Source organism: Burkholderia sp. ABCPW 14, from assembly GCF_001523835.1.
GTDB classification, from domain to species: Bacteria; Pseudomonadota; Gammaproteobacteria; order Burkholderiales; family Burkholderiaceae; genus Burkholderia; species Burkholderia mayonis.
This window is the reverse complement of the sequence record NZ_LOVS01000176.1, coordinates 1-24,500: the sequence shown is the minus strand read 5'-3', so window position 1 is coordinate 24,500 and position 24,500 is coordinate 1. Positions and strand designations below refer to the sequence as shown.

20 protein-coding genes and 2 pseudogenes are annotated in these 24,500 nt (G+C 69.3%); 13 read left to right on the top strand and 9 right to left on the bottom strand.

The window, feature by feature from the left end:
- Positions 1–81: 81 nt before the first annotated feature.
- From WS62_RS35080 to WS62_RS26860, 4 genes and pseudogenes are all read right to left on the bottom strand, one after another.
- A pseudogene (locus tag WS62_RS35080) lies at positions 82–440 on the bottom strand (MerR family transcriptional regulator); the annotation flags it as partial.
- 13 nt (positions 441–453) lie between these two features.
- Positions 454–2,247, bottom strand: coding sequence for an efflux transporter outer membrane subunit (locus WS62_RS26870; RefSeq protein ID WP_082721317.1), 1,794 nt, complete (start codon positions 2,245–2,247; stop codon positions 454–456).
- Positions 2,248–2,249: 2 nt separating this feature from the next.
- Positions 2,250–5,399 (bottom strand): efflux RND transporter permease subunit, encoded by a 3,150-nt coding sequence (locus WS62_RS26865; RefSeq protein ID WP_066577373.1) that lies wholly within the window; start codon positions 5,397–5,399, stop codon positions 2,250–2,252.
- The gene (locus WS62_RS26860) at positions 5,396–6,511 is read right to left on the bottom strand and encodes an efflux RND transporter periplasmic adaptor subunit (protein WP_066577370.1); all 1,116 of its coding nucleotides are present in this window, start codon (positions 6,509–6,511) and stop codon (positions 5,396–5,398) included. The genes WS62_RS26865 and WS62_RS26860 overlap by 4 nt, the downstream gene beginning before the upstream one ends.
- A 197-nt stretch (positions 6,512–6,708) precedes the next feature.
- Between WS62_RS26860 and WS62_RS26855 the strand changes: the two genes are divergently transcribed.
- Complete coding sequence (locus WS62_RS26855) at positions 6,709–7,329, top strand: TetR/AcrR family transcriptional regulator (RefSeq protein ID WP_066494734.1); 621 nt, start codon at positions 6,709–6,711, stop codon at positions 7,327–7,329.
- Between the two features lie 217 nt (positions 7,330–7,546).
- On the opposite strand, the gene WS62_RS26850 is transcribed toward WS62_RS26855, so the two are convergent.
- Positions 7,547–9,286 (bottom strand): ClcB-like voltage-gated chloride channel protein, encoded by a 1,740-nt coding sequence (locus WS62_RS26850; RefSeq protein WP_066577367.1) that lies wholly within the window; start codon positions 9,284–9,286, stop codon positions 7,547–7,549.
- Between the two features lie 109 nt (positions 9,287–9,395).
- Positions 9,396–10,463, bottom strand: a complete 1,068-nt coding sequence (locus WS62_RS26845) for a YeiH family protein (protein ID WP_066577363.1) — start codon at positions 10,461–10,463, stop codon at positions 9,396–9,398.
- Between the two features lie 114 nt (positions 10,464–10,577).
- Here WS62_RS26845 and WS62_RS26840 point away from each other — a divergent pair, with 114 nt between their 5' ends.
- Positions 10,578–11,480 (top strand): LysR family transcriptional regulator, encoded by a 903-nt coding sequence (locus WS62_RS26840; protein ID WP_066494740.1) that lies wholly within the window; start codon positions 10,578–10,580, stop codon positions 11,478–11,480.
- Between the two features lie 16 nt (positions 11,481–11,496).
- Here WS62_RS26840 and WS62_RS26835 read toward each other — a convergent pair whose 3' ends face one another.
- The gene (locus WS62_RS26835) at positions 11,497–11,835 is read right to left on the bottom strand and encodes an SdpI family protein (RefSeq protein ID WP_066577361.1); all 339 of its coding nucleotides are present in this window, start codon (positions 11,833–11,835) and stop codon (positions 11,497–11,499) included.
- A 288-nt stretch (positions 11,836–12,123) separates the two neighbouring features.
- Between WS62_RS26835 and WS62_RS26830 the strand changes: the two genes are divergently transcribed.
- The 9 genes from WS62_RS26830 (at position 12,124) to WS62_RS26795 (ending at position 20,797) form a co-directional block, all read left to right on the top strand.
- Complete coding sequence (locus WS62_RS26830; RefSeq protein WP_066577359.1) at positions 12,124–12,888, top strand: TIM barrel protein; 765 nt, start codon at positions 12,124–12,126, stop codon at positions 12,886–12,888.
- 82 nt (positions 12,889–12,970) lie between these two features.
- Positions 12,971–13,960, top strand: coding sequence for a sugar kinase (locus tag WS62_RS26825; protein ID WP_066577356.1), 990 nt, complete (start codon positions 12,971–12,973; stop codon positions 13,958–13,960).
- An 84-nt stretch (positions 13,961–14,044) separates the two neighbouring features.
- Positions 14,045–15,322, top strand: a complete 1,278-nt coding sequence (locus WS62_RS26820) for an MFS transporter (protein ID WP_066577353.1) — start codon at positions 14,045–14,047, stop codon at positions 15,320–15,322.
- 4 nt (positions 15,323–15,326) lie between these two features.
- Complete coding sequence (locus tag WS62_RS26815) at positions 15,327–16,304, top strand: NAD(P)-dependent oxidoreductase (RefSeq protein ID WP_066577350.1); 978 nt, start codon at positions 15,327–15,329, stop codon at positions 16,302–16,304.
- Positions 16,305–16,917: 613 nt separating this feature from the next.
- Positions 16,918–17,961, top strand: a complete 1,044-nt coding sequence (locus WS62_RS26810) for a LacI family DNA-binding transcriptional regulator (RefSeq protein ID WP_066577349.1) — start codon at positions 16,918–16,920, stop codon at positions 17,959–17,961.
- Between the two features lie 52 nt (positions 17,962–18,013).
- Complete coding sequence (locus tag WS62_RS26805; protein ID WP_066577347.1) at positions 18,014–18,802, top strand: YhfC family intramembrane metalloprotease; 789 nt, start codon at positions 18,014–18,016, stop codon at positions 18,800–18,802.
- A 14-nt stretch (positions 18,803–18,816) separates the two neighbouring features.
- Positions 18,817–19,179, top strand: a complete 363-nt coding sequence (locus tag WS62_RS26800) for a DUF3022 domain-containing protein (RefSeq protein WP_066494783.1) — start codon at positions 18,817–18,819, stop codon at positions 19,177–19,179.
- Between the two features lie 164 nt (positions 19,180–19,343).
- Entirely contained in the window at positions 19,344–19,631 is a 288-nt protein-coding gene (locus WS62_RS37000) for a hypothetical protein (protein WP_156441155.1), read from the top strand.
- Positions 19,632–19,783: 152 nt separating this feature from the next.
- Complete coding sequence (locus tag WS62_RS26795) at positions 19,784–20,797, top strand: extracellular catalytic domain type 2 short-chain-length polyhydroxyalkanoate depolymerase (protein WP_066577346.1); 1,014 nt, start codon at positions 19,784–19,786, stop codon at positions 20,795–20,797.
- A gap of 185 nt (positions 20,798–20,982) precedes the next feature.
- Here the strand turns inward: WS62_RS26795 and WS62_RS26790 are convergent, their stop codons facing one another.
- Positions 20,983–21,417: a PGDYG domain-containing protein gene (locus tag WS62_RS26790; RefSeq protein WP_066577387.1), complete on the bottom strand. Its 435-nt coding sequence runs from the start codon at positions 21,415–21,417 to the stop codon at positions 20,983–20,985.
- Positions 21,418–21,608: 191 nt separating this feature from the next.
- Between WS62_RS26790 and WS62_RS26785 the strand changes: the two genes are divergently transcribed.
- Positions 21,609–22,637, top strand: a complete 1,029-nt coding sequence (locus WS62_RS26785) for an extracellular catalytic domain type 2 short-chain-length polyhydroxyalkanoate depolymerase (RefSeq protein ID WP_066577339.1) — start codon at positions 21,609–21,611, stop codon at positions 22,635–22,637.
- 269 nt (positions 22,638–22,906) lie between these two features.
- Here the strand turns inward: WS62_RS26785 and WS62_RS26780 are convergent, their stop codons facing one another.
- Positions 22,907–23,425 carry a Spy/CpxP family protein refolding chaperone gene (locus WS62_RS26780; RefSeq protein WP_066577338.1) on the bottom strand — a complete coding sequence of 173 codons (519 nt, stop codon included), beginning with the start codon at positions 23,423–23,425 and terminating at the stop codon, positions 22,907–22,909.
- Between the two features lie 430 nt (positions 23,426–23,855).
- On the opposite strand from WS62_RS26780, the pseudogene WS62_RS26775 reads away from it, so the two are divergent.
- Positions 23,856–24,173: pseudogene (locus tag WS62_RS26775) on the top strand (hypothetical protein); the annotation flags it as partial.
- Positions 24,174–24,500 lie beyond the last annotated feature (327 nt).

Here is a 24,500-nt window from a genome sequence, read left to right as displayed (position 1 = left end):
GTTCGCCGGCCGCATCCGGCCCCGCCGGGGCCGGATGCGCGCACTCGCGAGTCACAGCGCGAGTGCGTCGCGTGCCGTCCGTCAGTGCGGCTGCGTTAGATGCCGCATCGCTTCGCGGACGACGCCGAGCAGCGTTTCGTCGGCCCACGTGCCCGTCATCCGCTCGGGCTCGTTCATCAGCGCGTGCCGGAATTCCGACTGCGTTGCCGGATCGTCGCCCGCGTAGCTGCGGAACGGCGCGAGCCAGCGCGCTGCGCGAGCGCGCGGCATTCCGGCGACGCGGGCGGCGCGCCCGCGTCGATCGCATCGCGCACGTCCGCCATCAACTGCGGCCATTCCGTCGCGCGCTTACCGTAGTTCGCCAGAATGAAGCGGGTTTCGTCCAGCGACAGGCAGCGTTCGTAGATCCGCATTTTCGTCTCCGAAAATGCTCGGCGTATTCAACGCGCGGGCCTAGTTCGGCGAGTTCGCTGGGTCCTGCGTGCCTGCCGTGCCGCGCGCATGCGTCGAACTTGCCGCGCTCGTTGCGTTCGTCTGGCCATTTGCGGCAATCGCATGTGGTGCGTCCGCATCGTCTGCAACGTTCGCTTCGTTCGCTTCGTTCGTCACGGCAGTGGTTCCGACACCGGTGCCCGCGGCGCGAGCCGCATCCGCGGCAGCATCGACTGTGCCGGCAACGCCGGACATGCCCGTGCCGCCAGCGTCGCGCATGCGCTTCGCGTCGCCGACATCCTGCGCACCGTCCGCGTCGCTCGCGCGCTTCGCATCCTTTCCGCCGTCCTTCGGCGTGCCCATTGCCTGATAGAGCCGCGCGGTATCGACGAGCCGCGTGCCCGTCGCGCGAATCTCGTCGAGCCGCGCGTTGCGGTACTGCTGCTCGCTCGCACGCGCGGCCGACGGCGGCAGCGCGCCGAGCCGCACGCGCGCCGCGGTGTCGTCGAACGCGCCGCGCGCGGCGACCGCCGAGCGGTTGGACGCATCGAGCGCGCTCGCATCGTTGTCGAGCGCGGCGAGCCTGTCGGCGACGTCCTGGAACGCGGCGAGCACGGTCTGCTTGTACTGGTCGACGGCCGCGTCGTAGGTCGCGCGCGCCGCGCGGCGCTGCGCGAGCAGCGCGCCGCCGTGGAAGAGCGGCTGCGTGAGCGACGCGCCGACGCTCCAGATCGCGCCCGCGCCCGACAGCATCGCGGGCCAGTTGAAGCCCGCATGGCCCATCGACGCCGACAGCGACAGTTGCGGGAACAACTGCGCGGTCGCGACGCCGACCTCGGCCGCGGCCGCCTGCAATCCGGCTTCGGCGGCGCGGATGTCGGGCCGTGCTTCGAGCAGTGTCGACGGCACGACGACGGGCACGTCCTCGGGCAGATGCAGGTCGGCGAGCGCGAGATCGGCGCTTGCCTGATCGGGCGTGCGGCCGAGCAGCACGGCGAGCGCGTGGCGCGTCGACTGCCATTGCTGGCGTAGCGCGGGCAGGCTCGCTTCGAGCGCCGCCGCGCTTTGCTGCGCGTTCAGCATGTCCGCGCGCGACGCGGCGCCGAGCCGGTAGCGCGCGGCCGTGTCGTTCGCCTGCTCGCGCGCGAGCGCGACGAGCCGTTCGGTCGTCGAGACCTGCTCGGCGAGCGCGGCCGACGTGACGGCGGCCGTCACGATGTTCGCGGCGAGCGCGCGCCGCGCGGATTCGAGCTGGTACGCGGTCACGTCGACGCGACTGGACAGCGCGCGGTTCGCGAAGTGCGCGGCGCCGAACAGATCGAGCGTGTAGCTCGCCTGCAACTGGCCCGCGAACACGTTGTAGAGCACGGTCTGCGGGCCGAACGTCGGCACGCCGAGCGCACGCTCGCGCGTCGCCTGGCCGCCCGCGTCGATCGACGGCAGCAGCGAGCTGCCGATCTGCGCGCGCAACTGCTCTCGCGCGGCGGTCAGGCTTTTCTCGGCGGCGGCGAGCGTCGGGCTGTTGCGCAAGCCTTCGTCGACGAGCGAATCGAGCGCGGGCGACCGGTACTGCTTCCACCAGTCGGGCACCGGCTGCGCGCCGACGTCGAAGCGCTGCGCGACGCCGTGCGCCGCGGCGGTGCGCTCGGGAAGCGGCGTCGCGCCGTAATGCGCGGGCGAGGGCATCGCGGGCGGCGCGTCGCTCGGCGCGAACAACGCACAGCCGGCGAGCGAGCCGGCCAGTGCGGCGACGGCGGCCGCGGCCGTCGCGCGCCGGGCGGCGCGGGCCGGGAACGGTTGGATCGAAACGCGCATGGTCAGGCTCCCGTGGGCGTGGCGGGCGGCTCCGGGTCGCGCTCGTCCGACTTCACGCGGAACCACGCGGCATAGAGCGCCGGCAGGAAGAAGAGCGTCAGCACGGTCGCGCTCGTGATGCCGCCCATCAGCGCGGTCGCCATCGGGCCGAAGAAGTTCGAGCGCAACAGCGGAATCAGCGCGAGCACGGCGGCCGCGGCCGTCAGCGTGATCGGCCGGAACCGCCGCACCGTCGCGCCGACGATCGCGTCGAAGCGCCCGTGGCCGGCGGCGATGTCCTGCTCGATCTGGTCGACGAGGATCACCGAGTTGCGCATGATGATCCCGAACATCGCGATCACGCCGAGCATCGCGACGAAGCCGAACGGCTTGCCGAACAGGAGCAGCGTGCCGACGACGCCGATCATCCCGAGCGGCGCGGTCAGCACGACCATCAGCACGCGCGAGAAGCTCTGCAGCTGGATCATCAGCAGCGTCAGCACGGCGATCACCATCAGCGGCATCTGCGCGTTGATCGACGTCTGCCCCTTCGCGCTTTCCTCGACGGAGCCGCCGATCTCGATCCGGTAGCCGACGGGCAGTTGCCCGCGCAATTCGTTCAGCTTCGTGTCGATCGCGTGCGTGACGTCGATCCCTTGCGCGCCCGCCGCCACGTCGGACTGCACGGTGATCGTCGGCTGGCGGTCGCGCTCCCAGACGACGCCGTATTCGAGCGTGTTGTGGAAGCGCCCGAGCGAGCCGAGCGGCACCGGACCGTTCGGCGTCGGCATCGCGAGGTTCGCGAGATTCGCCGGATCGGCGCGCTGCGTGCGCGGCGCGCGCAGGTCGACCGCGATCAGCTTGTCGCGCTCGCGGTACTGCGTGACCGTCGTGCCGGACAGCGTCATCGCGAGGAAGCCCGCGACGTCCTGCGACGTGACGTTCAGCTCGCGCGCCTTGTGCTGGTCGAGCTCGAAGCGCACCGAGCGCTCGGCGGGCTCGTCCCAGTCGAACTGGACGTTGACCGCGCGCGAATCGGCGCGCATCGTCGCCGCGACCTTTTCCGCGATCGAGCGCACGGTCGCGATGCTGTCGCCGCTCACGCGGAACTGCACCGGATAGCCGACGGGCGGACCGTTCTCGAGCCGCGAGATCCGCGTGCGCACCGCCGGGAACTGGTCGCGCAGCATCGGTGCGAGCCACGCGGAGAGCTTTTCGCGATCCTCGACCGACTTCGCGGTGATCACGAACTGCGCGAAGTTCGGCAACTGCAACTGCTGGTCGAGCGGCAGATAGAAGCGCGGCGCGCCGGAGCCGACGAAGTTCACCGAATGGTCGATCTCGGGCCGTTTTTCGATCAGTTTCTCGAAGCGCTGCGCCTGCTTGAGTGTCGCGTCGAACGATGCGCCTTCGGGCAGCCGCAGGTCGACGAGCAGCTCGGGGCGGTCGGAGCTCGGGAAGAACTGCTGCGGCACGAGCGAGAAGCCCGCGAGCGCGACGACGAACAGCACGCCCGTGATCGCGAGCACGAAGAAGCGCCGCTTGATGCACCAGTTGATCCACACGCGCAGCCGTGTGTAGAAGCGCGTGTCGTAGATGTCGTGCTCATGTTCGTGGCCGTGCGCGTGCGCGGCGCCGCCCGCCGCCGCGTCCTTCGGCGGATGCTTGCGCTCGGGCAGCATGTGATAGCCGAGGAGGGGAATCAGCACGACGGCCGCGAACCACGACGCGATCAGCGCGATCGCGGACACCTCGAAGATCGACCGCGTGTATTCGCCGGTGCTCGATTTCGCGAGCGCGATCGGCAGGAAGCCGGACACGGTGACGAGCGTGCCCGTCAACATCGGGAACGCGGTGCTCGTATAGGCGAACGCGGCGGCGCGCGCGCGGCTGAAGCCCTGCTCGAGCTTCACGGCCATCATCTCGACCGCGATGATCGCATCGTCGACGAGCAGGCCGAGCGCGAGCACGAGCGTGCCGAGCGACACCTTGTGCAGCCCGATGTCGAACAGGTACATGAAGAGCGCGGTGACGGCGAGCACGACCGGGATCGAGATCACGACGATCATCCCGGTGCGCAGGCCGAGCGACACGAGGCTCACGATCAGCACGATCGCGACCGCCTCGGCGACCGCCTCGAGGAAATCGTCGACCGAATGCGACACCGCGTGCGGCATGCTCGACACTTCGTTCAGCTTGAGACCCGCGGGCAACTGCGCCTGCAATTCCTTCGACTTCGCATCGAGCGCCTTGCCGAGCCGGATCACGTCGCTGCCCGGCTGCATCGTGACGCCGATGCCGAGCACGGCGCGGCCGTTCGCGCGCATCTGCGTGACGGGCGGATCGTCGTAGCCGCGCTTGATCGTCGCGAGGTCGCCCAGGCGGAACGTGCGGCCGTTGATGCGGATCAGCGTGTCGGCGATCGCGTCGACGCTCTCGTACTGGCCGCTCGGGCGAATGAACACGCGGTCGTGCGCGGCCGTCAGCACGCCCGGCGACGACACGTCGTTCTGCGCGTTGATCGCCTGCGCGATCTGCTGCGGCGAGATCCCGAGCCGCGCGAGGCGCGTGTTGTCGATCTCGACGAAGATCCGCTGGTCGGGATCGCCGAAGTAGTCGACTTTCGCGATGCCCGGCACGCGCAGCAGCACGACGCGCAACTGGTCCGCGTAGTCGTGCAGCTGCGCGGGCGAGAAGCCGTCGCCCTCGAGCGTGTAGATGTTGGTGTAGACGTCGCCGAATTCGTCGTTGAAGAACGGCCCCTGGACGCCGGGCGGCAGCGTCATCGAGATGTCGCCGACCTTCTTGCGCACCTGATACCACGTTTCCGACACGTCCTTGACGGGCGCCGAATCCTTCATCGCGAAGAAGATCAGCGATTCGCCGGGGCGCGAGTAGCTGCGCAGATAGTCGATCGCGGGCGTCTCCTGCAGCTTGCGGCCGATCCGGTCGGTGACCTGCTCCTGCACCTGGCGCGCGGTCGCGCCGGGCCAGAACGTGCGGATCACCATCACGCGGAACGTGAACGGCGGATCTTCCGACTGGGCGAGGCGCGTGTACGCGAGGATGCCCGCGATCGTCGCGAGCGCGATCAGGTAGACGACGAGCGCCTGATGGCGCAGCGCCCATGCGGACAGGTTGAAGCGTCCGCCTTCTTGTCGGCCCGCCGTCATGACGCGACGTCCTCCGGATGAAGCGGCGGCACCGCGCGCACCTTCTCGCCCGCGCTGACCGTGTGCACGCCTTGCAGCACGACGCGCTCGCCCGGCTGCAGCCCGTTCGACACGGTCACCGTGCGCTCGCTGTAGCGTGCGACGTCGACGCGGCGCAGCTCGAGCGTGTCGTCCTGCTTGCGCACGACCCACAGCGCGGGCGCGTTGCCCGCGTGGAAGAGGGCCGTCGACGGCAGCGTGAAGCGCGTCTGCGCGGGCGCGTTGCCGGATGCATCGGACGAGAACGACACGTTCGCGGTCATCCCGAGCCGCACCGCGGGATCGGGCTGCGCGAGCGTGAGCTTCACGCGGTACGTGCGGCTCTGCGGATCGGCGGCGGGCGCGATCTCGCGCACGCGCGCGTCGAACGTGCGGCCGGGCAGCGCCGGCAGCGTGACGCGCGCTGCATGGCCGGGGGTGAGGAGCGGCAGCTCGCTTTCCGGCGCGTCGGTGACGACGTCGACGTCGCCCGACCACGCGAGCTGATAGACGGCCTGGCCGGCGGACACGTTCTGTCCGGTGTCGGCCTGCTCGGCGGTGATGTAGCCCGCGTGATCGGCCACGAGCGTCGCATATTGCAGCTGGTTTTTCGCGAGCGCGAGCTGCTGGGCGGCCTGGTCGCGCTGCGCACGCGCCGACGCGTACGCGTTCTCGGTCTGCTCGAGCTGCGCGGGCGCGATCAGGTTCTCGCGCGCCTGCGCGCGGTCGCGGAGGACCTGCTGCTGCGCGAAGGTCAGCGCATGCGTCGCGGCGTCGAGCTGCGCTTGCGCGCTCGCCGCGTTCTTCGCGACGTCGGACGTGTCGAGCAGCGCAACGATCTGCCCCTTCTTCACGGCGTCGCCCAGGCGCACCTTGCGCTCGACGATCTTGCCGGCGATCCGGAACGACAGCGGCGTCGCGTAGCGCGACTGGATCTCGCCGGGCAGCGACACGGCGGCGGCGACGCCGTCCGCCTGGACCGGCACGGCGACCACGGGGCGCGGCGCGGGCGGCGCGGCTTCCTTGCGGTGGCAGGCGGCAACGATGAGCGCAACGCCGATCATCAGCGCGACGCGAGAACCGGAACGATTCACGGTGACCCCTCAAACAGGAGAAAACGGAAAAAAACCGGCAAGCCGGATGCGCTTGCCCGGCGTCGCACGCGGCAAAACAAAACAATCGGCGCGCACGTTGCTGACTTGCTTACAAAAACTTGGCTGAATTCTAATACAGGGTTGTATCTGAATGCAAAGATGTTTCGATTCGCGAGAAGGTGCTAGACTTCCAGGCCATGAAACCGACCCGCCTGACCCGAGAACAGAGCAAGGACTTGACGCGCGAGCGTCTGCTCAACGCTGCGCATATGACCTTCACGAAGAAGGGCTACGTGGCGACGAGCGTCGAGGACATCGCGTCGGCGGCGGGCTTCACGCGCGGCGCGTTCTATTCGAACTTCCGCGGCAAGGCCGAACTGCTGCTCGAACTGCTCAGGCGCGATCACGAAGAGGCGGAGTCCGATCTGCAGAAGATCTTCGAGAGCGGCGGCACGCGCGACCAGATGGAGGCGCATGCGCTCGAGTACTACAGCCAGTTCTTCCGCAACAGCCAGGCGTTTCTGTTGTGGGGCGAGGCGAAGCTGCAGGCGACGCGCGACGCGAAGTTCCGCGCGCGCTTCAACGAATTCGTGAAGGAAAAGCGCGATCGCTTCGCGCATTACATCCTGACGTTCGCCGAGCGCGTGGGCACGCCGCTCCTGTTGCCCGCCGACGTGCTCGCGCTTGGGCTGATGAGTTTGTGCGACGGCGTGCAGTCGTACCATGCGGCCGACCCGCGGCACGTGACGGGCGATACCGCGCAGGAGGTGCTCGCCGGCTTCTTCGCACGCGTCGTGCTCGGGCGCGCGCCGGACTGACGAAGGCGGCGCCGCGCCGCTTCCGGCGCCGCGTTCCGTCGTCGTTCCTCGCGCGGGCGTTTCGCGCCGGCGTCTCCGCCGGCGTCTCGATTCGCCGCCGCGCTTCTTCACCTGTTTCAGCCGTTTTTTCAGTCGAATCCCGCGCGATCTCGGGGCGCGCCAGGCCGCGCGCCCGCAGCCGGCTCGGCGGCGTTCGAACGCCGCCGCCCGCGAGCATTCAGCGCTCGAAATCCGTGTTCATCCGACGATATGCGTCGAGGAGCGACGTCTTGTAGACGACGCCGGCGAGCGTTGGATCGTCCGCGCGCTCGACGACGGGCAGCCGCTCGCCCTGGAACTGCATGAAGTGCTCGAGCGCGGCGCCGATCGGCATGTCCGGCGTGAGCAGCGGAAACGGCGTGTGCAGGTAGTTCGCCGCGCTCTTGTGCGTCGTGTCGCGCTTCTCGAGCAGATCGGACGTGATGTCCTTCAGCGCGACCGCGCCGCGGAAGCGCCCGGCGTCGTCGGTCACGTACAGATACTTGACCGGATATTCGAGGAACACGCGCGTCATGTCCGCGACGCTCGCCGTGAGCGGCACGACGGTCGCGGCGGGCTGGATCAGGTCGCGCATCTGCGCGGTGCGCAGGCGCATCCGCGCCTCGTCGTCGCGATGCCGGCGCAGCGTGATCTCGTACATCGACGTCTTGCCGATCGCGCGCGCCGCGAAGTACGCGACGACGCACGACATCATCAGCGGCAGCACGACCTGGTAGCTCAACGTCATCTCGAAGATCATCAGGATCGCCATCAGCGGCGCCTGTGTCGCGCCCGCGAGGAACGCGCCCATGCCGACCACCGCGTACGCGTACCATGCGGACACGTGCCCGGGCATCAGCGCATGCAGCGCGATGCCGAACAGCGAGCCGACCACCGCGCCGACGAAGAGCGTCGGCGTGAAGATCCCGCCGACCGCGCCGGAGCCTGCCGTCGCCGCGGTCGCGATCAGCTTGAAGACGAGTACCGCGACGAGCGCCTGCCAGGTCCACGGCGAATGCAGGATCGCGTTGACGACGCTGTAGCCGTTGCCCCAGACGTCGGGCACCCACACCGAGATCACGCCGACGACGAGGCCGCCCAGCGCGAGCCGCACCGGCAGCGGCACGGGCAGGCGCTTGAACTGCGTCTTCGACAGATCGAGGAGGCGCAGGAACTGCGGCGCGGCCGCGCCGCAAAGCAGGCCCAGCGCGACGAAGAGCAGCACTTCCCAGCCGGCGACGGCCGGAAACACCGGCATCTCGTAAGGCGGCTTGTAGCCGGCGAACTCGCGCATCACGATGTTCGCGACGACCGACGCGACGACGACGGGCCCGAAGCTCTCCATCGCGATCGAGCCGAGCACGATCTCGCAGACGAAGAACGCGCCCGCGATCGGCGCGTTGTACGCGGACGTGATCCCCGCCGCCGCGCCGCACGCGACGAGCAGGCGCAGCCGCGGCGGATCGAAGTGCGCGAAGCGGCCGACGAGCGACGCGGCGAGCGCGGCCAGCTGCACCATCGGGCCTTCGCGGCCGATCGAGCCGCCGCTGCCGATCGTGAGCAGCGACGACGCGCTGCGCCACAGGCTCTGTCGCACCGGCACGATGCCGTCGCCAAGCGCGACGGCTTCCATGTAGTCGGTCTTGCTTTCCTTGCGCGCGCCGCGCTGCGCGACGAGCAGCACGCAGCCGGCGAGGAAGCCGCCCGCGGCCGGCAGCCAGAAGCGGACCTGCCACGGCAGGCGCTTCGCCATTTCCGTGAAGCTGCCGCTCGTGCCGGAAACCGCGCGCTGGATCAGCTCGATCCCTTCGCGGAACGCGACCGTCGCGAGCGCGCCGCCGATGCCGACGATCACCGACCAGACGAGCATCGTATGCGCGTCGGACAGTCGAAACAGGGTTTGCGCGCGCGTGCGCAGCTTGAGCAGGAACGAGAGCACGACGGAAGTGGTTCTGCGGATGAAATCGAGCGGAAGAATAGCATCGCGCCGCGTGCACGGGGCGGACCCGGCGGACGCGGCGCGGCGGTGCGAAGAGGCGGGCGGCCGTTCAGCCAAGCCAGCGCTCCGTCGCCCAGACGATCGCATAGCCGCCGAAAGTCAGCCATGCGTACAGGATGAGGCCCGTCGCGAGCGCACGGGGGCCGGCCGCGCGGATCTGCGACATCCGCGTCTCGATGCCGAGCGCCGTCATCGCCATCGTCAGCGCGAACGTGTCGAGCGCGTTGAGCGTGCCGATCGCGGCGGCGGGGAGCATTTGCAGCGAATTCACGATGACGAAGCCGAGGAAGCCGAGCGCGAACCACGGCACCGCGAGCTTGCGCGGCGCGCCGTGACCGGCCGCGGACCGGCGCGCCGAGCGGGCGAGCCACGCGCCCAGCACGAGCAGCACCGGGACGAGCAGCATCACGCGGGTCATCTTGACGATCGTCGCGACGCGCGTGACTTCCGGGCCGACGTCGCTCGCCGCGCCGACTACCTGCGCGACCTCGTGGATCGTGCCGCCGAAGAAGAGGCCGAGGCCCGTCGCGTCGAGGTGCAGCCAGCCGGCGCGGTAGGCGAGCGGGTACGCGAACATCGACAGCGTGCCGAACAGCACGACGCTGCCGACCGCCATCGCGCTCTGGTGCGGCTTCGAGCGCAGCGTCGATTCGAACGCGAGCACGGCGGCCGCGCCGCAGATCGCGCTGCCCGCGGCGGTCAGGAGCGCGGCGTCGCGATCGAGCTTCATCAGCCTGATGCCGGCCCAGGTGCCGACGGCGAGCGTGCTCACGACGACGAGCGCCGATACGGTGAGCCCCGGCAGGCCGACTTGCGCGATTTCCTGCAGGCTCACGCGCAATCCGAAGAACGCAACCGCGATCCGCAGCAGCTTGCGCGCGGAGAAGTCGATGCCGGCCGCCCAGCTCGCGGGCATCCCGTCGCGCAGCAGGTTGCCGTACAGCGCGCCCGTGACGATTCCGACGATGAGCGGGCTCAAGCCGAAATGCGCGACCGCGGGCATCTGCGCGACGCTCGTGACGGCGAGCGCGAAGAGGCCGACGAACAGGATGCCGTTGAGCCGTCCGCGCATCGACGGCGCGGCGGCGCTGAGTTGGGGGGAGGTGAGCGTGGACATGGCGTCGTTCGATTCGTTTTCCGTGACAACGGGCCTAATCCTAATTTGGATATATCGATATGAAAAATCGTCATTTGTAACGTAAAATATCCGGAAATCCGATATTTCCGAGCGATGACCCCCGATCAACTGATAACGTTCGCCGCGGTCGCCGAGCACCGGAACATCAGCCGCGCGGCGCTCGCGCTCCATCTGTCGCAGCCGGCGGTGTCCGGCCAGCTGCGCCAGCTACAGGACGCGTTCGGCGAGCCGCTGTACCAGCGCGACGGGCGCGGCGTGCGCCTCACGCCTGTCGGCGAGGTGCTCGCGCGGCATGCGACGCAACTGCGCGACACATTCGCGCAGGCGCGCGCGTATCGCGACGCGGTGCGCGGGCTCGAGCGCGGCACGCTGAGGATCGGCGCGAGCACGACGCCGGCGAGCTACCTGCTGCCGTACCTGCTCGCCGCGTTTCACTCGCTCGCGCCGGACGTTGCGATCCAGACGATGAGCGGCAACACGTCGGACGTCGTCGCGTCGCTCGCGTCGCTCGACGTCGCGCTCGTCGAAGGCCCGCCCGGCGACGCGCTGCCGACCGGCACGACCGTTCACGAGTGGCGCGAGGACGAGATCGTCGCGATCGTGCCGGCGTCGCATCCGCTCGCCGCGCGTCGGGCGCAGGGCCGCCCGCGTGCGACGCTCGACGAGCTCGCCGCGTATCCGCTCGTGCTGCGCGAGGCGGGCTCGGGCGTGCGGCAGCTCGTCGAGCGCGCGTTCGCGCGCGCGGCGACGCCGCTCGCGGTCGCGTTCGAGATCGCGGGCGTCGAGGCGGTGAAGGAGGCGGTGCGTGCGGGAATGGGCATCGGCTTCGTGTCCGCGATGTCGCTCCGGCACGACGACGCGGCGCTCGCGATGGTGTCGATCGCGCCCGAGCCGCTCACGCGCCATTTCTCGATCCTCATGCCGCACGGCGCGACGCCGTCGCGCGTCGCCGCGCGCTTTCTCGAGCTGTGCGTCGCGCAGGCCGATCCGGCTTGATGCGGGCGGCGGCCGGTTATCGACGGCCATGGTCGGGGCGGCCGCCCGGCGGCCCCGGCGCAATGAAGCAGACGCCGGCCGGTATGGCGATTTCGGCGACGAACGCAGCCAGCAGGACGGCGTTCGGCACGCGCGCGCCGCGCAGGCGGCAATACCCGATGACGATGATGAAGACGGCGCTCGTGAGCATCAGCGCGAGGCCGAAGATCCGGTTGCGGCGATACCAGAGCGCGGCGTCCCGCAGCGTCGCGCGCGTCCTGACGCCGTAGAAGCGGTTGGGGCCGATCCGCTTCGCCGCGAGCGGGACGGCGAGGAGAAAGAAGAATGCGCTCGCAAGCAGGTACGGGACGAGCATGCCGTTTGCTCCTGTGGGACGGGCGGGACGAAACGCCGGGACGCCGGCTGGCGCATGACGATCGGTCTTTGTCCGTATTCCGGCGACATTCCGGCGGTATGCCGCGGCTATTGTGCACCGGCGGCGCGCCGTCAACGCCGCGGCATCACCGGAGGCTATGCCTAGGGATTTCCTCTATGGTTCGCTTCGAACGCTCGGCGCACTATTCGTCCATTGGCGATTGGAACCGGTTCCAATCGGTTCCAGACGGTTCCGACAAAATCCGATCGCAGAGGAGGCGAGCAAAGCATGGTCGACATCGTGATCGTCGCGAGCGCCTTCGGCGCGGACGCGGTGCGCCGCGCGGGCCATCGCGCATTCGTCGCCGCGGCGGCGGATTCAGGCGCGGCGGGTTTCGAGGTGCGGCGCGAGCTGTTCGCGTCGGACGACGACGCGGCGATGCCCGCGCTCGCGCAGCTTGGCGACGCGCTCGCCGCGGCCGGGCTGTGGTCGGTGTACTCGACGCCCGCAACGCTCTACGCGGACGATGGCGACCTGAACCGCGACGCGCTCGCCGCGACGCTCGCGGAAGCCGACGCGCTCGGCGCGCGCTTCGTCAAATTCCAGCTGGGCGGCTTCGCCGCGCACGCGCACGCGGCCGAGATCGCCGCCGCGACGCTTGGCGCGCGTGCCCGCGTGCTCGTCGAGAACGGCCAGATGCGGCAGGGCGGCGCGCTCGCGCAGTTCACGTCGCTGTTCGCCGCGCTGCGCGACGAAGCGTTCCCGGCGCTCGTCGGCATGACGTTCGACATCGGCAACTGGCTATGGGCGGGCGAAGCGCCGCTCGCCGCCGCGCGCGCACTGGCGGAACACGTCGCATACATCCATTGCAAGGCAGTCGACGGCGACGGCGCGCGCCGCTTCGCGATCGCGCCGCCGCCGCACGACCGCTTCTGCGACGACGCGCTCGCGCTGCTGCCGCGCACGGTGCCGCGCGGAATCGAATTTCCGCTCGACGCGGCGCGCGTGGCCGACGATGCGACGACGCGCGTCGCATGGCTGAAGGCCGCATGAAACCCACCCACTCGCGCCCGACTCGGCCAAGCTATGCGCTTGCGCCGGCTTCGGGCCGCTGACCGAAGGAGTAAGCCAGCCCATGCAAGCCCCGCTCGACGTCGTCACCTATGGCGAAGCGATGGCGATGTTCGTCGCCGCCGAGCCCGGTCCGCTCGACAGCGCGACGCAATTCACGAAGCGTATCGCGGGCGCCGATCTGAACGTCGCGATCGGCCTCGCGCGCCTGGGCTTTCGCGTCGGCTGGATCAGCCGCGTCGGCGCCGATTCGTTCGGCCGCTACGTGCTCGACACGCTCGCGCGCGAGCGCGTCGACGCGTCGTGCGTGACGGTCGACGCGCGCTATCCGACGGGCTTCCAGTTGAAGTCGCGCGCGACCGACGGTGCGGATCCCGCAGTCGAATATTTCCGCAAGGGCTCGGCCGCGAGCCGCCTGTCGCTCGACGACTACGCGTCCGATTACGTGCTCGGCGCGCGGCACCTGCACCTGACGGGCGTCGCACCCGCGCTGTCCGAATCGTCGCGCGAGCTCGCGTTCCACCTCGCGCGCGCGATGCGCGCGGCGGGCAAGACGGTGTCGTTCGATCCGAACCTGCGGCCGACGCTGTGGCCGTCGCCGGAAGCGATGGCGCGCACGCTGAACGCGCTCGCCGAGCATGCGGACTGGGTGCTGCCGGGGCTCGCCGAAGGGCGTCAGCTGACGGGGCTCGACACGCCCGCCGAGATCGCGCGCTTCTACCTCGAGCGGGGCGCGCGCGGCGTGGTGATCAAGCTCGGCGCGGCGGGCGCGTACTTCCGCACGGGCGACGGGCGCGAAGGGACGGTCGCGGGCGAGCGCGTCGAACACGTCGTCGACACGGTCGGCGCGGGCGACGGCTTCGCGGTCGGCGTCGTGAGCGCGCTGCTCGACGGCCGCGCGATCGAAGACGCGCTCGCGCGCGGCAACCGGATCGGCGCGCTCGCGATCCAGGTGATCGGCGACTCGGAGGGATTGCCGACGCGCGAGCAGCTCGATCGAATCGAAAACCGGAGCAATGCGCCGGATCGGCTAGAGGCGCCGCTCGCGCGATAAGCCGCCCGTCCCGACGCAGGACGGGCACAATCGCGGCGAACTGCGCGTTTCATACGGCGCCGCTCGAAACAGGAGACTCACATCATGCCCGCAACGCTCGCGCTTCGCCGCTGGTGGACGATCATGCCGATCGTCTTCATCACGTACAGCCTCGCGTATCTCGACCGCGCGAACTACGGCTTCGCCGCCGCGGCCGGGATCAACCAGGATCTCGGCATCAGCAAGGGGCTGTCGTCGCTGATCGGCGCGCTGTTCTTTCTCGGCTATTTCTTCTTCCAGATCCCGGGCGCGATCTATGCGGAGCGGCGCAGCGTGAAGACGCTCGTGTTCTGGAGCCTCGTGCTGTGGGGCGGCTGCGCGGCGCTCACGGGCGTCGTCAGCAACATCCCGTCGCTGATGGCGATCCGCTTCCTGCTCGGCGTCGTCGAGGCCGCGGTGATGCCCGCGATGCTGGTCTTCATCAGCAACTGGTTCACGAAGCGCGAGCGCTCACGCGCGAACACGTTCCTGATCCTCGGCAATCCGGTCACGGTGCTGTGGATGTCGGTCGTGTCGGGCTACCTCGTCCACGAATTCGGCTGGCGCCACATGTTCATCGCCGAAGGGCTGCCCGCCGTCGTGTGGGCCGTCTGCTGGTGGTTCCTCGTGCAGGACAAGCCCGCGCAGGCGAAGTGGCTCACCGATCGGGAAAAGCGCGATCTCGACGCCGCGCTCGCCGCCGAGCAGGCGGCGCTCAAGCCGGTGCGCAACCATCGCGAGGCGTTCCGCTCGCCCGCCGTCGTCAAACTGTGCGCGCAGTACTTCTGCTGGAGCATCGGCGTGTACGGCTTCGTGCTGTGGCTGCCGTCGATCGTGAAGAACGGCTCGGCGCTCGGCATGGTCGAAACGGGGTGGCTCTCCGCGCTGCCGTATCTCGCGGCGACGATCGCGATGCTCGCCGCATCGTGGGCGTCCGACAAGCTCGGCTCGCGCAAGGGCTTCGTGTGGCCGTTCCTGCTGATCGGCGCGGCCGCGTTCGCCGCGTCGTACGCACTCGGCTCGACGCACTTCTGGATCTCGTACGCACTCCTCGTCGTCGCGGGCGCGGCGATGTATGCGCCGTACGGGCCGTTCTTCGCGATCGTGCCGGAGCTGTTGCCGAAGAACGTCGCGGGCGGCGCGATGGCGCTCATCAACAGCATGGGCGCGCTCGGCTCGTTTGTCGGCTCGTACGTCGTGGGCTATCTGAACGGCGCGACGGGCTCGCCCGTCGCGTCCTACGCTTTCATGAGCGCCGCGCTCGTCGCGGCCGTCGTGCTCACGCTGTCCGTGAAGCAGGCGGGCGAGACGCCGCCGCTCGCTCATCCGTTGCAAGGAAAATGAATCGATGAAGCATCGCATCGTCGTCTACAAGCCGCTCCCTGACGACGTGCTCGCGACCCTGCGCGAGCGCGCCGACGTGACCGTCGTCGACGGCGCCGACGCGCTCGCGCGCGCGCTCGACGCCGCCGACGGCGCGCTCGGCGCGAGTCTCAGAATCACGCCCGAGCTGCTCGATCGCGCGCCGCGCCTGCGCGCGTGGTCGACGATCTCGGTCGGCTTCGACAACTTCGACGTCGCCGATCTGACGCGTCGCGGGATCGTGCTCGCGCACACGCCCGACGTGCTGACCGAAGCGACGGCCGACACCGTGTTCGCGCTGATCCTCGCGAGCGCGCGGCGCGTCGTCGAGCTCGCCGAATACGTGAAGGCGGGGCAGTGGCGGCAGAGCATCGGCGAGTCGTTGTACGGCACCGACGTGAACGGCAAGACGCTCGGCATCGTCGGGCTCGGGCGCATCGGCGCGGCGCTCGCGCGCCGCGCGGCGCTCGGCTTCCGGATGCCGGTGCTGTACACGAACCGCAGCGCGAATCCGGAGGCGCAAGCGCAGTTCGGCGCGCGCCGCGTCGAATTGGACGAACTGCTCGCGACCGCCGATTTCGTATGCCTGCAAGTGCCGCTTTCTCCGGATACGCGGCATCTGATCGGCGCGCGCGAATTCGCGAAGATGAAGAAGAGCGCGATCCTCGTGAACGCATCGCGCGGGCCCGTCGTCGACGAAGCCGCGCTGGTCGACGCGCTGCGTGCGGGCACGATCCGCGCGGCGGGGCTCGACGTGTTCGAGCGCGAGCCGCTCGCCGCCGATTCGCCGCTGTTGTCGATGAAAAACGTCGTCGCGCTGCCGCACATCGGTTCGGCGACGCGTGAGACGCGGCACGCGATGGCGCGCTGCGCGGCGGAAAACCTGGTCGCGGCGCTCGACGGCACGCTTGCGTGCAATGTCGTCAACCGCGACGTGCTGAAGCGCGCGCAATCGGCGCAGTGAACGTCGCGCGGATCGCGCGCGGCGCATTCGCCGGGCGCGAAGGAAGCGGGGGGCGTGGGGGAAGTGGGGAGTGGAAGTTTCGCGATGCGGCCTTGCGTGCGCGCTTCGACGCGTCGTGCCGCGCGGCATGCCGCATCGCACGCTCTCGGCACGGGGCGCGGGCTCGATGTCCGATGCAATTCGCTTAGCGGCGATATTCGGCCGCCGAATCGTCAGCAGTCCGACAGCTTGCGGGCTTGCCCGCGAACGCAGGCTTCGATGCGGAGAACGCGATGATGCGCGACGCAGCGACCTTTCATTCGATTCACGTCTTGCAACGGCGGCGGCAACGCGCTGCCGTTGCGCGACGCGCATCCGGCATGCGTGCCGCTTCGCCTGCCGCGCGCCCCTCCACGCTAGAGGGGGGCGTCTTGGTACGGCCCGATCGCCTGCGTTATGATCGCCCGCTAATCGTCGCGGAGCCGTCGCGGCAAGATGGGCGCTCGTGCGCCGTCCGTAGCTTTGCCGGGCCGGAATCGGCCGACAGGAGACATCGCCAGTTGGCCTTTCCATCCAACAACAATGACCCGCCCGTTCGCGAGGCGGCGCGGGCCGCTCGTCACGAGGCGCCACTGTGAGCGAATCCCGAACTCAACCGTCGCGTCCCGCGACGATCAGCGACGTCGCCCGCGAGGCGGGCACTGGCAAGACCAGCGTGTCGCGCTATCTGAACGGCGAGACGAACGTGCTGTCCGCCGACCTGCGCAAGCGCATCGAGGATGCGATCGCGCGCCTGAACTACCGTCCGAACCAGATGGCGCGCGGCCTGAAGCGCGGCCGCAACCGGCTCCTCGGCCTGCTCGCCGCGGACCTGACGAACCCCTATACGGTCGAAGTGCTGCGCGGCGTCGAAGCCGCGTGCCACGCGCTCGGCTACATGCCGCTCATCTGCCATGCGGCGAACGAGCTCGAGATGGAGCGGCGCTATCTGCAGTTGCTCACCACTTACCGTGTCGAAGGCATGATCGTCAACGCGCTCGGCGCCGACGAGAACGCGCTGAAGTTGCTGCGGGGCGGCGGCATCCCGACGGTGCTCGTCGACCGCAACGTCGAGGGCTTCGAGGCCGACATGATCGGCCTCGACAACACGGCCGCGGTCGAGATGGGCTTGCAGCACCTGTTCGCGCAGGGCTTCCGGACGATTCATTTCGTCGTGCAGCCTTTCGAGCACGTCAGCTCGCGGCGGCTGCGCGAGGCGGCGTTTCGCGCGAAGATCGCCGCGTCGGGGCGCATCGTGCATCCGACGATCGTGCTCGAACCGAAGAACGCCGATTCGACGCAGCGCGCGCTCGCGGCGCTCGACGCGCGCATCGACGCGGCCGCGGGCGAGCCGGTGCGGCCGGCGATTTTCGCGGCGAACGCGCCCGTGGCGCTCGCGATCGCGCGGCATCTGCACGCGCGGCTCGGGGACGCGTGGCAGAAGCACGTCGCGCTGATCGCGATCGACGATCCCGACTGGGCGGAGCTGATCGGCGTGACGACGATCCGCCAGCCGACCTACGACATCGGCTATCGCGCGGTCGAATTCGCCCACGAGCGGATCGACGGCGGCACGGGCGATTTCCACGAAGCGCTGCTGCCCGGCGAGCTTCGCGTGCGCGCATCGACCGCAAGCTGAGTATCATTCGGGGCACGCACCGCTCCGGTGCGGGTTCCGAACAAGGATTGTCATGACCGTTGCTTCCGTCACGCTGGCGGCGCTCGTCATCGCCACGCTCGTCGTGGCGTTGCTGCCGATCGGCCTCTATCGATTCCTCCGCAAGCCGATGGCGCTCGACCGGCGCGACGCGATCGTCGGCATCGCCGTCTACATGCTGTTCGCGACGCTGCTCGAACGCGGCCTCTACGCGGTGCTGCTCAGCCAGCCGTCGGCCGTGCTGTGGCTGTCGAAGCCCGTCACGTTCGCGGTGTTCGGCACCGTCGTCGCCGCGCTCTTCGAGGAAATCGGCCGCTATCTCGGGCTGCGCTTTCTCGCGAGGCGCTACGGCGCGTCGGACGGCGACGCCCGGGGCTTCGCCAACGGGATCGGCCACGGCGGCGCGCAGGCGTGGTTCGTCGGCGTCGTCGTGCTCGCGCAGTGGGTCTATCTCGCGTGGCTCGCGAACCGCGGTGAGCTGAACGCGCAGCTCTCGACGATGCCCGCCGACCTCGCGCTGCGCATCCAGGTGACGCTCGCGACGATGTCGCCGGCGTCGGTCGCGGTGTCGGCGCTCGAGCGCGTCGCCGCGTTCGTCGTCCAGGTCGCGCTTTCCGTGCTGATGTGGCGCGGTATCCGCGCGGGCAAGCGCTGGATTCTGCCGGCGATGATCGTGTTGCATCCGATCACCGATCTGCCGTCGATCCTGTATAACGGTGGCGGCGTGCCGTTCGAATGGATGGTCGCGCTGTATCTGCTGCTGACGGCGGGCTTCGCCGGCGCGCTGATGAAACTGTGCCGGCCCGCGCGCGCCGCACGCTGACCCGAAACGCGACGATGGACGATTATCAATACGACTGCGCGAGCGCCGAATTCGACGCGCTCGCGCGCGTGATCTGCGATCTCTTTCCCGAGCAGACGCACTTTGCCGAACGCACCGACGAAGCGGGACGCTTCCTTGCCGTGCACTGGCTCGCGATGCGCTTCGGCGCGACGCCGCGCAAGATGACGCTCGACGTGCGCTTCGCGCCCGCCGCGCTGCGGCGCTATCTCGCGTTCAAGCCGATGCAGCGCGCACGCAGCCATGCGGTGTTGCGCGCGTACGTGGAGGCGATGCTCGGCACGCTCGAGGAGCGGCACGCGGCGGGCGAGGCGGTGCCGCGCGAGACGACGCTCGAATTGGGCGACGAGTTCGCGTGACGGGCGGCGCGCGTTCGCGATCGCCACGCTGACGATCGGCCGCGACGCGCCCGCAGTCCGGCGATCGGCCGGCGCCGTGACGCGCCGTCAGGGGCATGGCCCCGGTCCCGCCTGCCGGATGTGCGGGCGCGCTTCCACGAGCCGTTCGTTTGACTTCGTGGCGAATGGTCCCGCCCACAGGCCGGATCGGCGTCCGGCTCGACGGCGATCCGGCGACGGCCCGCCTTCGTCGTGCGGAACGCCTTCGTCCTGCTTGCGGCGTGCACGCGTTTTCGCGCGAGCGTGTCGTGACACGCATCGGTTCCGCGGTGCGATGCATCCGCGCACGACGTTTTTCTCGGATTGCCTTGCCCTTTGATGGTTGGCTTCGCATCGGGATCGTTGCGAAGGTCGACGCCTTTCAGCGCGATCGCATCGGTTTGCACCCAAAAAAAACCGTCGCGTCGATTTGAAACCGGGTCCGCACGGGCGCCGCGCTTGTCGACGACGCGGCGGCGCGGTCAAGATGCCGGCATCGCCTCTCGATGTGCCGAGCGGTTTCGCCAACCGGCCGATCGACCCCGATCGCATTCGACGGTCGGTCGGCATGACAAAGGGGAAGTCCATGCAGATACGTCACGTTGCGTCGCGTGCGATGCTCGCCGCCGCGCTCCCGATCATGCTCGCGGTCGTTGCATCCTCGAACGTGCGAGCTTCGCCGACGTTGCCCGCGCTGCACGCGGACGCGCATCAGGTGTCGGTGTCCGGGCTGTCGTCGGGCGCGTACATGGCGGTCCAGTACCAGGTCGCGTATTCGGCGTCGGTGATCGGCGCGGGCGTGGTCGCGGGCGGTCCGTATTACTGCGCGAAGGGCGAACCGGTCAATGCGAAGTCCTGCATGCAAGGCATGCCGGATTCGAAGCAATTGCTGACCAAGGCGCGGGATTTCGCCGCGAACGGTCTGATCGATCCGCTCGCGAATCTGCAGCACGCGAAGGTCTATCTCTTCAGCGGCACGAAGGACGCGGTCGTGGGGCAGCCCGTCGTCGACGCGACGTGGTCGTTCTTCTGGCAAGCCGGCGTACCCGCGACGAATCTCGCCTACGTCGTCGATGTGCCGGCCGGGCATGCGTTCGTCACGCCGTCGTCGGGCGACGTATGCAGCGCGAATGCCGCGCCGTACATCAATCATTGCACCGTCGCGCAGGCGGGCTACGATCAGGCTGGGGCGCTCCTTAAGACGATCTACGGGCCGCTTTCGCCGCCCGTCGAGCAGTTGACGGGACGCGCGATCACGTTCGATCAGCGCGAGTTCGCGCCGGTGTCGAGCGGGCTCGCGCGGGACGGCTACGCATACGTGCCGCGCGCGTGCGACGCGAGCGCGGGCTGCAAGGTCCACGTGGTGTTTCACGGCTGCCAGCAATCGGCGGACGTCGTGCGCGACATGACCACGTACCGGAACTGGGCCGATGCGAACAAAATCGTCATGCTATATCCGCAGGTGGCGGCCGACTTGCCCGTCAATCCCCAGGGATGCTGGGACTGGTTTGCGTATACGGGACAGAACTACGCGCTGAAATCGGGCGCGCAGATGCGCGCAGTGCGGAAGATGATCGAGCGGGTGACGTCGGCGCCCTGACGCCGGAACGTGGTCGCGCAAGAGCGCGGCAAGAGCGCGGGCGGGCGGCGGACGGCGGTGGACCCAGCGCGTGCAACGGGGCGCGCGGGCTTCGTTCGCCGTTCACCGCCCGCCGCGCGGATGTACGATCGGCGCGCGGATGCAAGACCGGTACACGGGTGAGCGGCGCGCCGCGCGCGCAGGCGTCAGTCCGCCTCGCGGTACACCTGCGCGAAGCGCTTCGCCTGCACGACGCCGTAGTCGCCCGGCGCGTACTGCATCAGCCAGTCGCCCGCGTCGCCGCGCAGCGTGTCGCCGCCTGCCGAACGCGCGATCGAGAACGGCGTGTCCATCCGCTTCGCGAGCACGACGGCCGGGCGGTTGCGGTACCCGCCCGGCTCGCCGTGGGCGAGTCCTTCGGCGGCGGGCACGTACTTCGCGTCGAAGCGCTCGCGCGACACCACCCAGCGGTCGCCCGTCGAACCGGTGACGAGCGCGTCGCCCGCCGCATAGCGGTTCGGGCCTTCGAGGCTCATCAATTCGCCCGGCTGCGCGGCGAATTCGACCTGGACCGTCTCGCCCTTGACGACGCGCAACGCGTCGGGATCATTGCGGAGGTCGACGTTTTTCAGTTCGATCATGTCGATTTTCGTCAATAAAAGCGCATCACTTTAGCGCGAATCCGGACGCGCGTGAACGCCAACCTTGCGGGTGGCGGGCGTTGAGACGAATATGAAGTGATCGCGTCTCGATTTACCGTCCGACTGTCTCGACCAGTCCGATCGATGCCGGCCGCCGCGGCCGTCGCTCGGCGCAGACCAAGGGGAAATCCATGCAGATGCGCCATGCCGCCGCGCGCGCGACGCTCGCCGCCGCGCTCACGATCACGCTCGCCGCCGTCGCGTCCGCGAGCGCGCAAGCTTCGCCGCCGCTGCCCATGCTGCGCGCGGACGCCAATCAGGTGTCGGTGTCCGGGCTGTCGTCGGGCGCGTACATGGCGATCCAGTACCAGGTTGCGTATTCGGCGTCGGTGATCGGCGCGGGCGCGATTGCGGGCGGTCCGTACTACTGCGCGGCGGGCAGCCTCGCGAACACGGGTGTCTGCATGGGCCTCGTGCCGAACATGGTGCCGGATTCGGGGTTGCTGCTGACCGCCGCGCAAGGCTTCGCGGCGAGCGGCCAGATCGATCCGCTCGCGAACCTGCAACGCACGAAGATCTATCTGTTCAGCGGCACGAAAGACACGATCGTCCGCCAGTCCGTCGTCGACACGACGTGGTCGTTCTTCTGGCTCGCCGGCGTGCCCGTGTCGAACATCGTCTATGTCGCCGACATCCCGGCCGGGCATGCGTTCATCACGCCGTCCGCGGGCAACGTGTGCGATGCGAATGCCGCGCCATACATCAGCCACTGCAAGGTCGGCCAGTCGGGCTACGACCAGGCGGGCGCGCTGCTCGAGACGATCTACGGCGCGCTCGCGCCGCCCGTTGCCCAGCCGACCGGACGGGCGATCACGTTCGACCAGCGCGAGTTCGCGCCGGTGTCGAGCGGGCTCGCGGCGGACGGCTATGCGTACGTGCCGCGCGCGTGCGACACGAATGCCGGCTGCAAGGTTCACGTCGTGTTTCATGGCTGCCTGCAGTCGGCGGCCGTCGTGCGCGACATGACGACGTACGACAACTGGGCCGATGCGAACGGGATCGTCGTGCTGTATCCGCAGGTCGCGAAGACCGGCGTGCCGAGCAATCCTCAGGGGTGCTGGGATTGGTACGCGTATACCGGGCAGAACTATGCGCTGAAGTCGGGAGCGCAGATGCGCGCGGTGCGGGCGATGATCGAGCGGGTCACGTCCGCGCGGTGACGGATCGGCGAGGCGTGCTCGCCGATGCGGGAGCCGGGCAAGCAAGCCCACCGGGGCCTGCGCGAGCGGACGAGAGGACGACGGGGCAAGAGGACGACCGGCGCCGGCGATCGTGGATCGGTGATGCGAGTGCGTGCTTGCAGGTGGCCGCCGGGCGGTTCGCCGTCCGTTCGTTCGTCCGTTCGTCCGTTCGTCGACGCGGTCGCACAGTTGCGCGGCGCGGCGCGAACGGACGTGAGCGCGCCGCGCGCAGGCTAGCGCGACACGCGTTACTGCGCGGCGCCCGAGCTCGCGGCGGCCTGGCCGTCCGCCTTGCCCGAATGCTTGCGTGCGCGGGCCTTGCCCGGCTCCGGGTGCAGCCACTTGCGGAACGTCGAGTCGGCGAGCGTCTTCTGCTCGGCGGGGAAATTCGCGTACAGCGGCGCGAACGCGTCGGCGAGCTTCTTCGCGCCGTCGGCATTCGTCTGCGTCAGTTCGGCGTACTGCTTCATGTCATCGAGTGCGGACGCGTTCTTGTTCTCGATCCGTTCGCGATAGAGACGCGCCATCGTCGCGCCGTTGTCGCGCATCGTATCGGCGAACGTCTTCCATTGCGGTTCCTGCTCCGGCGTGATCTTCAGCTGGTTGTGCAGGTACGTGATGCGCTCCTCGACGCGCGCTTCATGGCGCGCGGCCGCGGAGGGGGCGGAGGCGGCCGCCGCGGCCGGCATCGACGCGGGCGCCTGGGCGTGCGCGAGCGCGGCCGTCAGCGCGAGCGCGGCAGCGAAAGTCAGCGTGATCTTTTTCATTGGAACTCCTGTGTGGTCGTCGGACGGGATCCGGATGCGAGGCGCGGCGCGCCCGACAGCATGCGCAGCGCGCGTCCCGCGCTATTAGTAGCACGGTATCGGGCCGTTGGGCGGCGATGCGACATCTGCTTACAACCGAAACGAATCGAAATCGTAAGGTCGTGGTTCGGTGCGGCAGGGCGCGGCGCGCGCGGCCGGTTGTGGGCACGCCGGTGCGGCGTGCGCCGGGCGGCCATCGTTCGGCTGCGTGAACGTTGCACCGCGCGTCGCTTGCCCGGTCGACGTGCGTTTTTTCGTGGAGGCGTCACAGATGTACATGACGAAGACATCACTCGGAAAGACTGGCCGGCGCCGCTGCGCCGCGGTGGTGGCTGCGCTTGCGGGCGGCGTCGCCGACGCACGGCTCGCCGTCACGCCCGTGCCCGGCTAGGCCGTCGCGACGGCGGACAACGCGATCCTGCTCACGATCTTCCTGCGGCACGGCGAGTCGCGGCCGCTCGCCGAACTGAACGCGCAACTCGCACGACAAGGCTTCTACAAGGCATTTCCGCCGCCGGGCGTCGAAGTCGTGAGCTGGACCGTTGCGATGGGGATCGGCCAGGTCGTCGTGCTGCGCCTGCCGGCGTCACGGCTGCGCGAGGTCAATCGCGCGCTCGAGGACACCGCATGGGGCGCCTATCGTACGGCGTTCTATCCGACCTACGACTACAAGGCGATTGGCCTCGCGCAGCACGCGAAGGCGCAATGAGCGGACCGCATGCGGCCGGGTGCGGCCCATCCCGGGCGGGGCGGCCGATGATCGGTCGATGGCGCGGCGATTGCATCGGGTCCGCGGCCCAAGCGGGTCGAGGCGGCGCGCGTTGGCCGGCTGGCGAGAGACGGAGCGGCGAGTTTCGGGCGTGTGCATGTCGCGCGGAATGCGCGTTGCCGAGAAGGCGAGAAGGCGACAAAGCGAGAAAGCGAGAAAGCGAGAAAGCGAGAAAGCGAGAAAGCGAGAAAGCGAGAAAGCGAGAAAGCGAGAAAGCGAGAAAGCGAGAAAGCGAGAAAGCGAGAAAGCGAGAAAGCGAGAAAGCGA

Coding starts and splice junctions, on each gene's coding strand:
- WS62_RS26830 (WP_066577359.1), top strand. CDS start 12,124: ATGGTCGACATCGTGATCGTCGCGAGCGCCTTCGGCGCGGACGCGGTG.
- WS62_RS37000 (WP_156441155.1), top strand. CDS start 19,344: ATGGTCCCGCCCACAGGCCGGATCGGCGTCCGGCTCGACGGCGATCCG.
- WS62_RS26805 (WP_066577347.1), top strand. CDS start 18,014: ATGACCGTTGCTTCCGTCACGCTGGCGGCGCTCGTCATCGCCACGCTC.
- WS62_RS26865 (WP_066577373.1), bottom strand. CDS start 5,399: ATGACGGCGGGCCGACAAGAAGGCGGACGCTTCAACCTGTCCGCATGG.
- WS62_RS26820 (WP_066577353.1), top strand. CDS start 14,045: ATGCCCGCAACGCTCGCGCTTCGCCGCTGGTGGACGATCATGCCGATC.
- WS62_RS26840 (WP_066494740.1), top strand. CDS start 10,578: ATGACCCCCGATCAACTGATAACGTTCGCCGCGGTCGCCGAGCACCGG.
- WS62_RS26795 (WP_066577346.1), top strand. CDS start 19,784: ATGCAGATACGTCACGTTGCGTCGCGTGCGATGCTCGCCGCCGCGCTC.
- WS62_RS26855 (WP_066494734.1), top strand. CDS start 6,709: ATGAAACCGACCCGCCTGACCCGAGAACAGAGCAAGGACTTGACGCGC.
- WS62_RS26780 (WP_066577338.1), bottom strand. CDS start 23,425: ATGAAAAAGATCACGCTGACTTTCGCTGCCGCGCTCGCGCTGACGGCC.
- WS62_RS26800 (WP_066494783.1), top strand. CDS start 18,817: ATGGACGATTATCAATACGACTGCGCGAGCGCCGAATTCGACGCGCTC.
- WS62_RS26790 (WP_066577387.1), bottom strand. CDS start 21,417: ATGATCGAACTGAAAAACGTCGACCTCCGCAATGATCCCGACGCGTTG.
- WS62_RS26825 (WP_066577356.1), top strand. CDS start 12,971: ATGCAAGCCCCGCTCGACGTCGTCACCTATGGCGAAGCGATGGCGATG.
- WS62_RS26815 (WP_066577350.1), top strand. CDS start 15,327: ATGAAGCATCGCATCGTCGTCTACAAGCCGCTCCCTGACGACGTGCTC.
- WS62_RS26785 (WP_066577339.1), top strand. CDS start 21,609: ATGCAGATGCGCCATGCCGCCGCGCGCGCGACGCTCGCCGCCGCGCTC.
- WS62_RS26845 (WP_066577363.1), bottom strand. CDS start 10,463: ATGTCCACGCTCACCTCCCCCCAACTCAGCGCCGCCGCGCCGTCGATG.
- WS62_RS26870 (WP_082721317.1), bottom strand. CDS start 2,247: ATGCGCGTTTCGATCCAACCGTTCCCGGCCCGCGCCGCCCGGCGCGCG.
- WS62_RS26835 (WP_066577361.1), bottom strand. CDS start 11,835: ATGCTCGTCCCGTACCTGCTTGCGAGCGCATTCTTCTTTCTCCTCGCC.